Source organism: Oscillospiraceae bacterium (genome assembly GCA_015068645.1).
Taxonomy (GTDB): Bacteria; Bacillota; Clostridia; order UMGS1840; family UMGS1840; genus SIG452.
Window position 1 is genome coordinate 56,483 of record SVKD01000011.1, and the last position, 15,179, is coordinate 71,661.

Genomic DNA, 15,179 nt, shown 5'->3' on the forward strand with positions numbered 1-15,179 from the left:
GAGGGATACTATGAACATTGGAATTATCATCGGAAAAACGAATATTGATATTTCTGTGATTTCACGGCTTGTTTCCTTATTAAAGGGACAAGATGCCCGTGTTTATTTCCCTTGTGATAGCGGAATGGGGGCGGTTGGAACCTGCCTTACTGCAGACGAATTTTATCAGACAGTGGAAATTGTGATTGTATTAGGTGGTGACGGAACCCTGCTTCGTGTGGCGCAATCAGCTTCTCAACACCAAATTCCTATTTTGGGAATCAATTTTGGAAGAGTTGGCTTGCTTGCCGATTTAGAACAGGACGAAATGGAGTTAGTCAGCCGTATTTTCACAGGGGATTATACCATTGATGAGCGGATGATGTTAACCGCCACCGTGACCGAGAAAGGTGAAGAGAAATATCGGTTCAACGCACTAAATGAAATTGCATTATCCCGTGGGAATTTTGCAAAAATGCTGGAAATGGACTTATATATTGATGGTGCAATTTGTACCCCCATTCGGGCAGATGGTTTGATTGTATCTACTCCTACCGGCTCCACGGCATATTCATTGTCTGCAGGCGGTGCGGTGATTGACCCCTTGGCAGAAGCTTTTGCCGTGACACCCATTTGTCCTCACACACTAACGATTCGTCCGATGATTCTGTGTAAAAACAGAACGATTACCATCAAACAAAAAGAGGGGACAGAAAATGTTTCGTTTTTGTCTTATGACGGGAATGAAGCGGTAACCATCAATCCTAACATGGAAATCAGTGTGGAATTATCCGGACATACTACCAAGTTGATTCGGATTGTAAACAGAAATTTCTATTCTGTTTTAAAAGATAAACTCTAAGAAAGAAGAGAAAATGATGAAGAAAAGAAGACAAGACGATTTGCTGCATTTAATCCGTCAGGAAAAAATCAGAACGCAAGAAGAACTGACGGAACGCTTGTCCAAAATGGGATATCGGGTGACTCAGGCAACTGTTTCCCGCGATATCAAAGAATTAAAAATTATTAAGACTACCGATGAAAACGGCGAAATCTGCTATTTGGCTCCCTCTAAAGATGCTTTGCATCACGCATCGGGAACAGGGTTGGGATTCTTTAAGAATCTGATTCATTCTGTGTCTTACAGTGTGAATATCATTGTAATTCATACTGCTGCAGGGATGGCGCAGGGCATTGCTGCCACCATCGATCGTATGGGTAGAGCTGATATTTTAGGCACCATTGCAGGGGATGACACCATTATGGTAGTTTGCCGCACACCTGAAGAAACAGGAGCAGTGGCTGCTTACTTAAAAACCCATCTCTAAGAGAGGAACAACGGATTATGCTTTCAACTATGCGCATCAAAAACTTAGCGGTTATCCGTGAGATTACATTGCAGTTTGATCGTGGTCTTACGGTGCTGACAGGGGAAACAGGTGCAGGGAAGTCTATCCTGATGGACGCCTTGCAGGCTATTTTGGGTGCCCGTGTATCGAAAGATTTAATCCGTGCCGATGAAAAATCTGCTTTGGTGGAAGTTAGTTTTTTCTTTTCGGAAGAAACTGCGCCCGAAGCATTAAAACCTTATCTTTTGGATGATATGATTGTGCTGTCCCGTGAAATTTTTCGTGACGGCAGAAATATTGTAAAGATAAACGGTTCGTTATCCAACACGGCGGAGCTTCGGGGAATTGCACCCTATTTGATCAGTATTCATTCTCAGAATGACAATCAGATTTTGTTTCGTTCGGAAGAGCATTTTCGATTTTTAGACCATTTTGCGGGAGCAAGTGAGTTGTTTTTAGAATATGAATCCTGTTATCACCGTTACCGTGAAGTTTGTGAAGAAATTTTAAAGGTTGACGGCAAACAAGCGCAGGACAACAGTCGAATTGATTATTTAAAATTTGTCATCCGTGAAATTGAGAATGCCAATCTGCAAGCTGAGGAAGAAGACCGTTTAAAAGAAACGAAACTCCTCTTAAAGAATCAAGAGAAGAACAAAGAAAATATCAAAACGGCAACTTATGCCTTATATGAACAAGAAGAAAGTGCTTATCATTTCGTTTCTGTGGCGGCAAAAGCATTAAAGAATACAGATGGTTTTACCGAAATTGCAGAGCGATTGGATGAGCTTCGATATGAAATTGCAGAACTGTCTGAAAAAATCCGCACCTCGGATGTTATGGCAGAGCTGGAATATACCAATATAGACGATTTAGAAGACCGCTTAGGGTTAATTTATCAGCTGAAAATGAAATATGGCGGTACCTTCCAATCTATTTTTGATACCTATGAAAAAACCTCCCGTGAGCTTTATGAAATTGAGCATCGGGAACATCATTTAGAAGAACTAACCAAACAAAAAGAAGAGTGCCTTTCGGAACTTAGAAAAAAATCGCAGAAGCTTACTAAAATCCGCAGTCAATATGCGAAACAGTTATCCGAAAAACTGGAATCGGAGCTGCATGATTTAATGATGCCCAATGCCGTATTTTCGGTGGCGTTAAAGGAAGAAAACGATTTTACTGCTCACGGAGCCGAAAAGGTGGAATTTTTATTCTCCGCAAACCTTGGTTTGCCTCCCGCACCGCTTGCAAAGATTGCATCGGGCGGTGAAATTTCCCGTGTGAATCTGGCATTAAAATCCGTGCTTCGGGGAATCGACCCTGCGTGTGCCTTTGTGTTTGATGAAATCGACACAGGAATCAGTGGCCGTGCCGCTCAGAAAACAGGAGAAAAAATGTGTGCCATCGCCAAAGAATCCCAGGTGCTTTGCGTGACTCATCTTCCCCAAATTGCCGCTATGGCAGACCAGCATTTTTTGGTAAACAAGGAGGAAGTTTTAAAAGAAACTCTTACCAGCGTTTGTGAAATAACGGGTGAGGAACGGGTAACCGAAATCTCTCGTATGATTGGCGGCGTTGCGGTGACTGAGATTACCAGACAAAGCGCCGAAGAAATGCTGAAACTTGCAAAACAGTTCAAATTGGAGTGTTAATATGAAAGTCACAGGAACCGTTACCCGACGGTTAAATGAGAAGAATATCCTTGTTAAAGTAATTCGTTCTTCCGCTTGCGGTGGCGATTGCCATACTTGTGGCATGTGTCACGGCGGAGAAGCCGATATTATTGCCGAATGTACCGATTTTGTGCGCGAGGGGGACGAAGTGTTGGTGAGTATTCCCAACAGCAAGTATTTTTCCATTTCCTTTGCGGTGTTTTTCATACCGCTATTTGTTATCATATTGGCATTCTGGCTTTGCGAAAAATCTTTATCCGAAGCACTTTCTGCTTTGATTTCAGTTTCGGCAGGTGTTTTGGTTTTTGTAGCAATTACGTTACTGTTTCGAAGATTAAAAAAGCCCAAAGCGACTAAGAAAGAGGAATAATATGAAGCGTATTACCATATTTGCAGGGCATTACGGAAGCGGAAAAACCACCGCCGCAGTTGCCTATGCGAAAAAATTAAGAGAACAGCACGAAAAAGTGATGATTGTGGATATTGATTTAATCAATCCCTATTATCGCACCAAAGACGCCCAGGAAGAACTGGACGCTTTGGGAATCCGGGTGGTTACTCCCACCTATGCCAACACCAATATTGAAACGCCATCCATTCCTGCAGGCGTGATGGCGGCATTCAGCCAGAAGGATAACTATGTGGTGTTTGATGCGGCAGGAGACGATGACGGCGCTGTGGTTTTAAGCCGTTATTTTATGGAGTTTTCACAAGAGGAATATGATTTCTTTTTGGTGATTAATTCAAAAAGACCATTGACGAGAGACAAAGAAAGTATTATAATGTATAAGGAGGACATTGAATGTGCCTCCAGGTTAAAATTTACCGCTTTGGTAAATGCCACCAATATTTCTTACGAAACCACTCTTTCTGATATTTTAGAAGGGGAAAAAATTACTGAAGAAGTTTCCAAAGAAAGCGGAATTCCCAACCGATACACCTTTGTGTGGGACGAACTGCTTGATTCATTGCCCGATGATTTAAAGCAAAAGGCAATCGGAGTGCAATTATTTCACAAAAAGCCCTGGGAATTGTAAATTCATTTGTTTATAAAATTTCAATATATTTTGAAAACCTCACGGATGTGAGAAAGAAAGGAAAGAGCAATTATGGCAAAAGTAACATTTAATGAAAACGCTTGTAAAGGCTGTTATCTTTGCATGGACGTTTGTCCCAAAAAGATTATCAAAAAAGCTACTGACCGTTTGAACGTGAAGGGCTTTAACCCCGTTGAAGTGCTGGATATGGACCAGTGCATCGGATGTGCATTTTGTGCAACCATGTGTCCCGACGTGGTTATTACCGTTGAGAAATAAGTAGGAAAGGATTGAAATACAATGAGTGAAAAAGTTTTAATGAAAGGGAACGAAGCAATCGCTGAAGCTGCAATCCGTAGCGGATGTAAACTGTTCTTCGGTTATCCCATCACTCCCCAGACCGAGGTTTCTGCCTATATGTCCAAAAGAATGCCTCAGGTGGACGGGTTGTACTTACAGGCTGAAAGTGAAGTTGCTGCAATCAATATGGTATATGGTGCTGCAGCGGCAGGCGCAAGAGTTATGACCTCTTCTTCCAGCCCCGGAATCAGCTTAAAACAGGAAGGTCTTTCCTATATTGCAGGTGCGGATCTTCCCTGTGTTGTTATCAATATTGTTCGTGGCGGCCCCGGTTTAGGCGGTATTCAGCCTGCTCAGTCTGACTATTTCCAGGCAACCAAAGGCGGCGGTCATGGGGACTATCATCTGGTCGTATTGGCTCCTTCCACCATTCAGGAATGTGTGGACTTAACTTACAAAGCATTTGATATTGCAGATAACTATCGTGTGCCCGTTATGATTATGGGAGACGGTATGTTAGGTCAGATGATGGAACCTGTTACTTTCCCCGAACATGACGATTCCGTTACCTTTGATAAATCCTGGGCTTGTGATACCACCGGTATGAAGCGTAAGAAAAATATCGTAAACTCCTTATACATCAATCCCGATGAATTGGAAACTTTGGTGTGGGAACGTGAAAAACGTTATCAGCTCATCACCGAAAACGAAACTCGTGCAGAATCCTTCTTCTGTGAGGATGCAGACATCGTTTTAGTGGCATATGGCACCATCGCCAGAGTGGCAATGAATGCGGTGAAAAAAGCAAGAGAGATGGGTATCAAAGCAGGTTTAATCCGACCCATCACCTTATGGCCTTTCCCCGAAAAAGAAATTGCTGAAGTGGCAAAAACCGCAAAAAGTTTCTTAAGCGTGGAAATGAGCACCGGTCAGATGGTTTATGACGTAAAATTGGCAGTAAACGGCAAATGCCCCGTTGAATTTTACGGCAGAACCGGTGGCGTGGTACCCGTGCCTCAGGAAATTCTGGACAAAATTGTGGAAATGTCCAAAAAACTGTAAGAGGGAGGAAGATTAAGATGAGTATTGTATTTGAAAAACCCCATGCACTCTCTGATGTGGGCTTCCATTATTGCCCCGGCTGTACTCACGGTATTGTGCACCGTCTGGTGGCAGAAGTGCTGGATGAATTAAAATTAGAAGGAGAAGCAGTAGGGATTGCATCCGTAGGTTGCTCCGTATTCTCCTATAACTATTTTGAATGTGATATGGTGCAGGCAGCACACGGTAGAGCACCTGCCGTTGCAACCGGTGTAAAAAGAGCACATCCTGACAAAGTGGTATTCACTTACCAGGGCGACGGTGACTTATTGGCAATCGGTACTGCAGAAACCATTCACGCTGCAACCCGTGGCGAAAACATCACCGTGGTATTTATCAACAACTGTATCTACGGTATGACCGGCGGTCAGATGGCTCCCACCTCTTTGGTTGGTCAGGTTACCCAGACCACTCCCTACGGCAGAAAAACCGAAACTCAGGGTTGGCCCATCAACGGTTGTGAACTGGTTTCTCAGCTGGAAGGCACTGCGTTAGCGCAAAGAGTAGCGGTGAACAATGTTAAAAACATCCGTGAAGCAAAAGCGGCAATCAAAAAAGCATTCACCTATCAGACTGAGAAAAAAGGCTTCACTTTTGTGGAAGTGTTATCCACTTGTCCCACCAACTGGGGCTTATCTCCCTCTGAATCCTTAAAATGGATGGAAGAAAATATGATGCCTCAGTATCCCTTAGGCGTTTATAAAGATAAAGGTGCGAAAGGAGACGAATAATATGCAGAAAGAATTTATTATTTCCGGTTTTGGCGGACAGGGCATTCTGTTTATCGGAAAACTCCTTGCATACACCGGTATGAAAAATAATTACCAGGTATCCTGGCTCCCGTCCTACGGTCCCGAAATGCGTGGCGGTACTGCAAGCTGTAACGTTATCATTTCTGATGATGCCATTGGTTCTCCCTTGGTAACCGAAGCAACTGAAGTGATCGCAATGAACGGCCCCTCTTTTGTGAAGTTTGAAAAGAGCGTAGCAAAAGGCGGCACCTTATACTATGATAGCTCTTTGGTTCAGCCCACTCCCACCCGTGATGACATCAACTATGTGGGCGTGGAAGCAACCAAACTGGCAACCGAAATGGGCATGGGAAAATTAGCAAATATGTTCTTAGTAGGAAAAGTGTTAAAAGAATCCAAAGTGTTTGAATTGGATGTGGTTTTTGAAGCGTTAAAAGGTCTGGTTCCTGCAAAGAAACCCGAACTTTACGACTTAAATAAAAAAGCTATCGAAGCAGGCGCAAACTTATAATTCTTTTCATTTTTAGAAATAATTCATTCAGCGGAGGGAATATCCTTCCGCTGAATTTGTAACAAGCGAGGAAATTCTATGAACTTTGTTTCAGAAAATTTAGCAGTGAATGAGCAGGGACATCTCACTATTGGTGGGGTGGACGTGATGATACTCAAAGAAAAATATGGTACTCCGCTCTATGTGATGGACGAAGATATGATTCGCACTCATCTTCGCACCTATCAGGATGCCTTAGATACCTATTACAACGGAAACGGACTGGCTCAGTTTGCTTCCAAAGCCTTTTGCACCAAGTATATGTGCAAAATTGTGGCGGAAGAGGGATTGGGGTTGGATGTGGTATCAGGCGGTGAGCTTTATACTGCATTATCTGCCAACTTTCCTGCGGATAAAATCTGTTTCCACGGCAATAATAAAACCAAGGACGAGCTTACCTTTGCTATCGGTCATGATGTTGGCACCATTGTGGTGGATAACATCTATGAATTGGAGCAGATTGATAAAATCGCAGGAGAATTGGGCAAAGTGCAGAATGTGATTTTCAGAATCAAACCCGGCATTGATGCCCACACTCACGATTTTATTATGACAGGTCAGATTGATTCCAAATTCGGCTTTGCATTGGAAACCGGTGAAGCATTGTCTGCAGTGGAAGCGGTGAAGGACAAAAAGAATATCTGTTACAAGGGCATTCATTGCCATATTGGTTCTCAGATTTTTGATGTGAAACCGTTCCGTGAAGCTGCTAAAGTGATGATGGCGTTTATCAAAGAAATTAAAGATAAACTGGGGTTAGATACCGAAGAACTGGATTTAGGCGGCGGATTCGGAATCCGTTATGTGGAATCGGATGACCCCATTGCCTACGATTTATATATCAAAGCAGTTTCTGAGGAAGTGAAGACTTGTGCAGAATCTTTTGGGATTTCCGTTCCCAAAATTTTAATGGAACCCGGTCGTTCCATTGTGGCACCTGCAGGTATCACTGTGTATGAAGTGGGTTGTGTGAAAGAAATCCCGAATATCCGCACCTATGTGTCAGTAGATGGCGGTATGGCAGACAATCCCCGTTATATTATGTATGGCGCAGAATATTCTGCCGTTTTGGCAAACAAGGCAGATAAAGAGGCTGATTGCACCTACACCGTTGCAGGGAAATGTTGCGAATCAGGGGATATTTTAATTGAAAAAGCAAAACTTCCCAAGGTGGAAGTGGGTGACACTCTCTGCGTACTTGCCACAGGAGCATACAATTATTCTATGGCTTCCAACTATAATCGGATTCCAAAGCCTGCTGTGGTGATGGTATCCGGCGGTCAGGATAAACTCGTTGTAAAACGGGAAACTTATGAAGACTTAATTAAAAACGATTTATAATGTTTGGAAAGGAGACTTTTTGGTATGGAATTAAAAAACTTTCAGGAAGATGTGTTAAATCAGGAAATCCCCGTATTGGTGGACTTTTTTGCAACCTGGTGCGGACCTTGCAAAATGTTGGCACCGGTGCTGGAAGAATTAAATGACGAATATGGCGGCAGAATCAAAATTGTAAAAATTGATATTGATAAACATATTGAGCTTGCCCGTCAGTTTCGCGTGGCAACCGTTCCTACGATGATGATTTTTGAAAACGGAGAAGCAAAAGAAACTGTAATCGGTTATCACTCCAAAGAAGAACTGGTAGATTTATTAGGATTATAAAATCAATTGTATGAAAAAAGGATACTCAATCTGAGTATCCTTTTTTTGTTACTTTTCTTTGGGAGAGAAAATGAGTGAGAAAATAAGTCCGAAGAAAATAGCGGCGGAAATTCCTGCAGCACAGGCAGTCATACCGCCTGAAATTACCCCTAAAAAGCCTTTTTCCGAAATTCCTTTCATCACACCTTTGGCAAGGGCGTTTCCAAATCCTGTAAGCGGTACGGTAGCCCCGGCGCCAAATAAATCTACCAGTGGTTGATAGAGTTCCAAAAAGGTGAGGATTACTCCTGCCACCACATAGCTCACCAAAATTCTTGCAGGAGTAAGCTTGGTAAAATCAATAAGGAGTTGAGCAATCACACATAAAAATCCCCCGAATACAAATGCTAAAAGATAATTCATACACTTACTCCTTTTCCAACTGTACCAGGTGAGCAATTCCCGGGATGGATTCTCCTTGCAGAGCACTGGTTGGGGACATCAGTGCCCCTGTTGCAATAAACAGAATTTTTTGCCATTTTCCCTGATGAAACTGTTTTAAGATATAAGAATTAAAGACCGATGCACTGCATCCGCATCCGGAACCCCCTGAGTGGGTATCCTGTTCTTCCGAAAATATCAGCGAACCGCAATCTTCCAAGTTTTTTGCAGTGTAACCATTCTGGAATAACAATTCTCGCAGCAGATCTTTTCCGATATTTCCCAAATCTCCTGTGATAATTAAATCATAGTTTTGCGGATTCGTGTTGGTATCGGCAAAAAAATTGCACAGGGTATCACAGGCGGCGGGAGCCATAGCGGCACCCATATTGTTCAAATCCTTGATACCGGCATCAGTTACTTTTCCCACAGTGGCACGGGTAATATGAATGTTAGTTCCTTGATGAGACAGCACAGTAGCACCGGAACCGGTTACTGTCCATTGAGAGGATTGGGGACGTTGACCGCCGTATTCTAACGGGAAGCGAAATTGTCGTTCTGCGGAACAAAAGTGGCTGGAAGTGGCGCAAAGCACGTTTTTGGCGAATCCGCCGTCTACGCACATTGCTCCTGCAATTAAGCTTTCTGCCATGGTGGAACAGGCACCGTACAACCCTAAAAAAGGGATTGCAAGAGTTCGTAGGGTATAGTTAGTAGCAATGCACTGATTCAGCAAATCTCCGCCCAAAAAAACAGAAATATCTTTTGCTGAAAGTCCTGCTTTTTCCAAAGCACCTTTGGCAGATAATTCCATCAGTTTGCTTTCCGCTTTTTCCCAACTTTCCTCCCCGATGTGACTTTCTCCAACCGTTAAATCAAACCACTTGCCCAAAGGACCTTCCCATTCCTTTTTTCCAACCACAGAATAAAATCCCGTGACAGCAGGTTTGTTGGGGAATATTAAGGTGTTTTTTCCCATTCGTTTTGTCATATTATATACCGCCTTTTGTAAAGAAATAAATCAGACCGCAGAGGATGGAGGAAGAAATGCCGTACACAATTACAGGACCTGCAATCACAAACATTTTTGCACCGAGCCCCAGCACGTAGCCCTCTGTTTTAAATTCCATAGCAGGGGAAATTACGGCATTGGCAAACCCTGTAATGGGAACCAACGTTCCTGCACCGGCGTGTTTTGCCAATTTATCAAACAAACCAAGTCCCGTAAAAAGACCGCTTAAAAATATCAGTGAAATGGAGGTAACACAACTCGCATCTTCTTTTGTGACACCCATATTTTGAGCAAAATCGGTGATCCATTGTCCCAGCATACAGATGGCACCACCTACAATAAATGCCCAGATAATATTTTTAATCCAGGGACTTTTCCCCAGTTCGGATACCATATTCTGGTATTCATTTTGATTGATTTTTTTCATTTTTTTGATCCTCGTTCTTTGTTAAGATACCTATAGTTTCCCAAAAAAGCATAAATGCTATCCTGTCACATTTTTCTAGAAACACAATAAAATGGTAATAACCGAACATCAAAATAAGGAGGACTTTTTATGAGATTCAAACGTCGGGGGATTCGCCGTGGAACTTTTTTAAATCCGAGAGGAATCGGATATAACAAAACAAAAGATGATCCCCAAAAACAAAAAACTCTCCCGATGAGATGGGAAGAGTTTTTTGATAGTATTATGCCACTGCTTCGACCGAATTATAGCGGAAATGTTTCCGGGCTTTCAGGGGTTTATCAGACGTATTCCAAAGAACAACAAAAAAATCTGACCGACAAAATTGCAGGCCAGATTCTCTTTGCGCATTATGATATTGTCAAAAATATTTTAGATAGACTTTCTAAAATATCGTTGGATTTATCTCAGCAAACTGAAGTGGCATACCACCGTTTAAAGTTGGTTGACAGATTTTTTTAATCAGCCAACATCACCTTCTTATAATAGGTAAGGGTTTTGGGATGAAAATCACTTTGTGCCAAAAAATATTTTTCGCAGGCTTGTGAAAATTCTTCCCGTGCCTGATCCGATAATTGAAATGCCAAAAAACTTTTGATATCCGCATCTAAAATATAATTGATGGCACGAAATGTTGCCATGGAAATTTTTAAGATGTTGCGTTCAGCATTCATACAACAGTTTTTACATAAAATGCCGCCGTTTAAAATATCAAAATAGCAATAAGATGCTTCATCTAATTCGTCACCACATTCCATACATTCAAATGTGTGCGGGGTAAAACCTTCAATATCCGATATCTTTAATTCATATGCCGCTTTAATGAGAGCGGCATCTTTTTTCCCTTGATTTAAGGCAAACAGCGTGTTTAAGGTTAAACGAAGTAACGGCTCATTAGGTTGGTTATCCATGGCAATGTTACCAAGAATATCCAGTATGTAAAACCCTAACGCAAGATGAGTCAAATCGTTTTTGATATCCAAAAAAGAGTGAATCATGGTGGCTTCCCGCAGATTTAAGGAATCTCCTTTTTGGGAAAATGTGAATTCGGAATACAAAAACGGTTTTGCACCTGATAATTCTTTTCGTTTTAGGCTTTTAATGCCCGATGCTTTTGCGTGCAATAATCCGTAGGAATCGGTCATAATGGTGAGCATTTTATCCGCTTCGTTAAAGTCGGTTTCCTTAACGATTAACCCTTTTGCAGTAATAAAATCCATTATTTTTCTTCTTTCTTTTTAAAGGAGATTTTGTTTTCGGTATGATTTGCAAGACGTTTTAAGTTTTCGTGATGACGGATATACATAGACGCGGTTAAGATGACCAGCAACACAATTTTAAGCGGTTCAGGGTCAAAAAATGCAAACAGAATAATGGAGGAAGTGCTTCCGGCTAAAGATCCGACTGAAACAAATTGTGTGATAGCGATGGTTCCAACCCCGATTAAGAGTACAAAAAGCCCCAAAAGAGGATTTAAGCAGAAGCAGGCACCCAGAGAAGTGGCAACCCCTTTTCCGCCTTTAAAGCCAAAGAATACGGGGAAATTATGTCCTACCACAGCAGTTGCCGCTCCGATGTATGAATAGGAGACATTTTTGGTGATGAAAAACACCAGCCAGTATGCGATGACTGCTTTAAAGGTGTCCAACAGTAATACGAAAATGGCAGGGACTTTACCTAAAGTACGTAACGTATTAGTAGTTCCTGCATTTTTGCTACCGTGCTCACGGACATCAATCTTGTAAAACAGTTTACCGATGATAATGGAAAAGTTTAAGCTACCCAGCAGATAACCTAAAACAGCAAAGATGATATAATATACATATTCCGGCATTTGGATTCCTCCTTCCAAGATAGCCGCTGACTTAAAGCTTCTTCTTTTCGTTACGTTCTCTAATATAGAATTTGATGGGAGTTCCTGTAAAATCAAATGCATTTCTCAGCTGGTTTTCCAAATATCGTTCGTAAGAAAAGTGCATAAGACGTGTATCGTTTACAAAAATAACAAACTGAGGGGGATTTGCAGCAGACTGTACTGCATATAGGATTTTTAATCTTCTTCCCTTATCCGTGGGCGGTTGAACTCTTGCAGTCGCATCTGCAATCAAATCGTTTAACATACCGGTGGTCACACGACGGTTTCTGTTTTCGTTCACGGTTTTTAGCATGGGGAAGATGGTGTCAATTCTCTGTCCGGTTTTTGCAGAAATAAAGAGGGCAGGGGCATACATCATGTAGGAGAAGCCTTCTTTCAGTTCCAGCTTCATTCTGTCCATGGTTTTATCGTCTTTATCAATAATATCCCATTTGTTTACCACAAAGATGGAAGCTTTTCCTTCATTGTGGGCATAACCGGCAATTTTGGTGTCCTGCTCAGTCACCCCTTCGGTACCGTCTAACATAATGAGGCAGATATCTGCACGTTCAATTGCTGCATAGGAACGAAGTACTGAATATTTTTCCACTGCTTCATTCACTTTGCTTTTTCTGCGGATTCCGGCAGTATCAATAAACAGGTATTTCTGACCGTCTTTTTCCACATAGGTATCAATAGCATCACGGGTGGTGCCGGGTACGTTGCTCACGATTAAACGTTCTTCGCCAAGCAATCGGTTGATTAAGGAGGATTTTCCTGCATTGGGTTTTCCGATAACTGCAATTTTCAGTACGTCCTCCTCTTCTTGGATGGCGTCTTCGCGGGGAAATCCTTCTGCAACCTGATCTAAAAGATCGCCGATTCCCATTCCCTGAATCGCAGAAATGGCAATGGGATCACCCAATCCTAAATTATAGAATTCGTAGAATTCCATGGGAGGTTCCCCGGGGGTGTCACATTTGTTACAAGCTAACACAATGGGTTTGCCGGAACGCATCAGCATAGCAGCAACTTCTCTGTCTGTTGCGGTGACTCCTGCACGAACATCTGTTAAGAAAATTAAAACATCTGCAGTTTCAATCGCCGCTTCTGCCTGACGTTTCATCATAGCGGTGATTTCGTCGGTAGAATCGGGTTCAATACCGCCGGTGTCGATTAACAGAAAGGTTTTGGAAAGCCATTCTGCTTCAGAAATAATTCTGTCTCGGGTAACGCCGGGAGTGTCTTCCACAATGGAGATTCTTTTCCCGGTGATACGGTTAAATAACTGGGATTTTCCCACATTGGGGCGTCCCACAATAGCTACAATCGGTTTTGACATAATGAATCGTACCTCCTTATACTAAGGTTACATACAAAGTGCATCTAAGAAACACTTGCCGTCATTTTCATTTAAAATCACTTCGCAGGAAAGTGCTTTCTCAATATCGGAAATGGTTTTGTCGTCTAAAGTCAGGTCTCCTTCTGCTCTTAAGATGGCAGAGGGAAGCACCAAAAATTCCATTTTTTTTGATTTTAGCTGTTCGATGATATCAGTTGCGGTCATTAGACCTGCCACTGTGATTTTATTACCAAAGAATTTATTTTTTATCGGAACTACTTCGGTTTTGGTATCAAACTTTTTATCAAAGCGTTCCACTAACTTAGAAAGAGTGGGATATGCCGCTTCGGAAGTGGCAACTACCTTTTTGCGGACAGGCTTTGGTTTTCGGTTAGCAAAGGATAAATTAAATTCTTTCACAAAAGAAGATAACAAACCAACGCCGTTTTCAATCTGTGGAAAATCATCATAGTATGCCGCAGGGGGAAGAGCAATTTCTCCTTTTACAAAAAATTCGTCTGCGGGATATACAAAACGGGTACCGATTTCCCGATAAGCACGGCTTGAAATCTTGTGAATCTGCTTGATTACTTCACGGCAATCTTCTTTGGTAAAGGGTTCAATCTGTGTTAACCCATCACGGAACTGTGTGAGTCCGATGGGCACCACAGACACGCTGTTCACTTCGGCTTCATATAAATCAGTTAAGGACTTGGTTAATTCCTCACCATCATTCCAACCCTTGCAAAGCACAATCTGTGCATTGACCGTGATGCCGTTTTCAACGAGATAATGTATTTTTTCTAAAATGCCGCCTGCGTGTTTGTTGTGCAGCATTTTGATGCGAAGTTCATCATTGGTGGTATGCACCGAAATATTCACGGGAGAAAGTCGCATTCTGACGATATTTTCGATTTCTTCTTCTTTCATATTGGTTAAGGTGACATAGTTGCCTGTTAAGAAGGAAAGACGGGAATCGTCATCTTTAAAATACAGAGGTTTTCTCATTCCTTTGGGAAGCTGGTCAATAAAACAGAAAATACATTTGTTCCGGCAACTTTTAGGATTTTCAATAAATGGTCTGTCGTTTAGGATACCCAAATCCTCAAAATCATTTTCAATGGTGATTTTTTTGATTTCCTGATTTCTCACCAATGTGATTTTGACACATTCGTTGCAGGTTAAAAAACCGTACATGAGGCCGTCGGTCACCTCTTCACCGTTGATATGGGTAATCACATCACCGGGCAGGATGCCTGCTTTTTTAGCCAAACTATTCTCTTTTACGCCATCTACGTAATACATAACAAGTTCCTCTGTTCTGTTTGCTGCATGACTTTTCTCGTTCCGACAAGATTTTAAAAATCTCATTGGAACAACAAAAACCAAGAAAAATTTGAAAAAAAGCGGGGAGCAATTAAGCACCCCGCTTCTTATAAGGCATAATTAATCCATTTTGATTACTTCTACACCTTTGTAGAAACCGCAAGATTTACATACTCTGTGCGGCAGTGTCAGTTCCTGACAGTTAGGGCATTTTACAAGACCCGGAGCGCTTAATTTCCAGTTTGCTCTTCTTTTGTTTTTTCTCGCATGAGAAACCTTTCTCTTTGGTACAGCCATGTCTTAACACCTCCTGTAGAGTTCTACTCTATAATTGAATATTTTTACAAAA

Annotated in this window: 20 protein-coding genes; 12 read left to right on the forward strand and 8 right to left on the reverse strand. The window is 41.9% G+C overall.

The features are described from left to right. Window positions 1–10 precede the first annotated feature (10 nt). The 11 genes from E7413_06230 to trxA all read left to right on the forward strand — a co-directional run bounded on the left by E7413_06230 (window position 11) and on the right by trxA (window position 8,409). Entirely contained in the window at window positions 11–841 is an 831-nt protein-coding gene (locus E7413_06230; protein ID MBE7019454.1) for an NAD(+)/NADH kinase, read from the forward strand. 16 nt (window positions 842–857) lie between these two features. After that, window positions 858–1,307 (forward strand): arginine repressor, encoded by a 450-nt coding sequence (gene argR, locus E7413_06235; GenBank protein ID MBE7019455.1) that lies wholly within the window; start codon window positions 858–860, stop codon window positions 1,305–1,307. A 17-nt stretch (window positions 1,308–1,324) separates the two neighbouring features. Continuing rightward, window positions 1,325–2,983: a DNA repair protein RecN gene (recN, locus tag E7413_06240; GenBank protein ID MBE7019456.1), complete on the forward strand. Its 1,659-nt coding sequence runs from the start codon at window positions 1,325–1,327 to the stop codon at window positions 2,981–2,983. Between the two features lies 1 nt (window position 2,984). After that, complete coding sequence (locus E7413_06245; GenBank protein ID MBE7019457.1) at window positions 2,985–3,374, forward strand: hypothetical protein; 390 nt, start codon at window positions 2,985–2,987, stop codon at window positions 3,372–3,374. 1 nt (window position 3,375) lies between these two features. Further along, the gene (locus E7413_06250; GenBank protein ID MBE7019458.1) at window positions 3,376–4,041 is read left to right on the forward strand and encodes an ATP-binding protein; all 666 of its coding nucleotides are present in this window, start codon (window positions 3,376–3,378) and stop codon (window positions 4,039–4,041) included. Window positions 4,042–4,113: 72 nt separating this feature from the next. Beyond that, a complete protein-coding gene (locus E7413_06255; GenBank protein ID MBE7019459.1) occupies window positions 4,114–4,320 on the forward strand; it encodes a 4Fe-4S dicluster domain-containing protein in 207 nt (68 codons plus the stop codon). Between the two features lie 21 nt (window positions 4,321–4,341). After that, window positions 4,342–5,403, forward strand: a complete 1,062-nt coding sequence (gene vorB / locus E7413_06260; protein ID MBE7019460.1) for a 3-methyl-2-oxobutanoate dehydrogenase subunit VorB — start codon at window positions 4,342–4,344, stop codon at window positions 5,401–5,403. Window positions 5,404–5,420: 17 nt separating this feature from the next. After that, on the forward strand, window positions 5,421–6,173 hold the full coding sequence (locus tag E7413_06265; protein ID MBE7019461.1) for a 2-oxoglutarate oxidoreductase: 753 nt from the start codon (window positions 5,421–5,423) through the stop codon (window positions 6,171–6,173). 1 nt (window position 6,174) lies between these two features. Continuing rightward, window positions 6,175–6,705, forward strand: coding sequence for a 2-oxoacid:ferredoxin oxidoreductase subunit gamma (locus E7413_06270; protein ID MBE7019462.1), 531 nt, complete (start codon window positions 6,175–6,177; stop codon window positions 6,703–6,705). 78 nt (window positions 6,706–6,783) lie between these two features. Next, window positions 6,784–8,085 carry a diaminopimelate decarboxylase gene (lysA, locus tag E7413_06275; GenBank protein MBE7019463.1) on the forward strand — a complete coding sequence of 434 codons (1,302 nt, stop codon included), beginning with the start codon at window positions 6,784–6,786 and terminating at the stop codon, window positions 8,083–8,085. Between the two features lie 24 nt (window positions 8,086–8,109). Further along, window positions 8,110–8,409, forward strand: a complete 300-nt coding sequence (gene trxA, locus E7413_06280; GenBank protein MBE7019464.1) for a thioredoxin — start codon at window positions 8,110–8,112, stop codon at window positions 8,407–8,409. Between the two features lie 48 nt (window positions 8,410–8,457). Here the strand turns inward: trxA and spoVAE are convergent, their stop codons facing one another. From spoVAE to spoVAC, 3 genes are read right to left on the reverse strand one after another with little or no spacing between them, the layout of a single operon-like run. After that, window positions 8,458–8,811, reverse strand: coding sequence for a stage V sporulation protein AE (gene spoVAE / locus E7413_06285; protein ID MBE7019465.1), 354 nt, complete (start codon window positions 8,809–8,811; stop codon window positions 8,458–8,460). A 4-nt stretch (window positions 8,812–8,815) separates the two neighbouring features. Beyond that, a complete protein-coding gene (gene spoVAD, locus E7413_06290; protein ID MBE7019466.1) occupies window positions 8,816–9,820 on the reverse strand; it encodes a stage V sporulation protein AD in 1,005 nt (334 codons plus the stop codon). A 1-nt stretch (window position 9,821) separates the two neighbouring features. Further along, window positions 9,822–10,268, reverse strand: coding sequence for a stage V sporulation protein AC (spoVAC, locus tag E7413_06295; protein MBE7019467.1), 447 nt, complete (start codon window positions 10,266–10,268; stop codon window positions 9,822–9,824). 129 nt (window positions 10,269–10,397) lie between these two features. Here spoVAC and E7413_06300 point away from each other — a divergent pair, with 129 nt between their 5' ends. Continuing rightward, entirely contained in the window at window positions 10,398–10,769 is a 372-nt protein-coding gene (locus tag E7413_06300; protein MBE7019468.1) for a hypothetical protein, read from the forward strand. Here E7413_06300 and recO read toward each other — a convergent pair. The 5 genes from recO to E7413_06325 all read right to left on the reverse strand — a co-directional run bounded on the left by recO (window position 10,766) and on the right by E7413_06325 (window position 15,127). Then, complete coding sequence (recO, locus tag E7413_06305) at window positions 10,766–11,527, reverse strand: DNA repair protein RecO (protein ID MBE7019469.1); 762 nt, start codon at window positions 11,525–11,527, stop codon at window positions 10,766–10,768. The genes E7413_06300 and recO overlap by 4 nt on opposite strands. Next, window positions 11,527–12,243 (reverse strand): glycerol-3-phosphate 1-O-acyltransferase PlsY, encoded by a 717-nt coding sequence (plsY, locus tag E7413_06310; GenBank protein ID MBE7019470.1) that lies wholly within the window; start codon window positions 12,241–12,243, stop codon window positions 11,527–11,529. The genes recO and plsY overlap by 1 nt, the downstream gene beginning before the upstream one ends. Continuing rightward, window positions 12,173–13,504: a ribosome biogenesis GTPase Der gene (locus E7413_06315; protein MBE7019471.1), complete on the reverse strand. Its 1,332-nt coding sequence runs from the start codon at window positions 13,502–13,504 to the stop codon at window positions 12,173–12,175. Before E7413_06315 ends, plsY begins: the two co-directional genes overlap by 71 nt. A gap of 27 nt (window positions 13,505–13,531) precedes the next feature. Next, window positions 13,532–14,875 carry a DUF512 domain-containing protein gene (locus E7413_06320; GenBank protein MBE7019472.1) on the reverse strand — a complete coding sequence of 448 codons (1,344 nt, stop codon included), beginning with the start codon at window positions 14,873–14,875 and terminating at the stop codon, window positions 13,532–13,534. Between the two features lie 75 nt (window positions 14,876–14,950). Continuing rightward, window positions 14,951–15,127 carry a 50S ribosomal protein L32 gene (locus E7413_06325; protein MBE7019473.1) on the reverse strand — a complete coding sequence of 59 codons (177 nt, stop codon included), beginning with the start codon at window positions 15,125–15,127 and terminating at the stop codon, window positions 14,951–14,953. Between the last annotated feature and the right edge of the window lie 52 nt (window positions 15,128–15,179).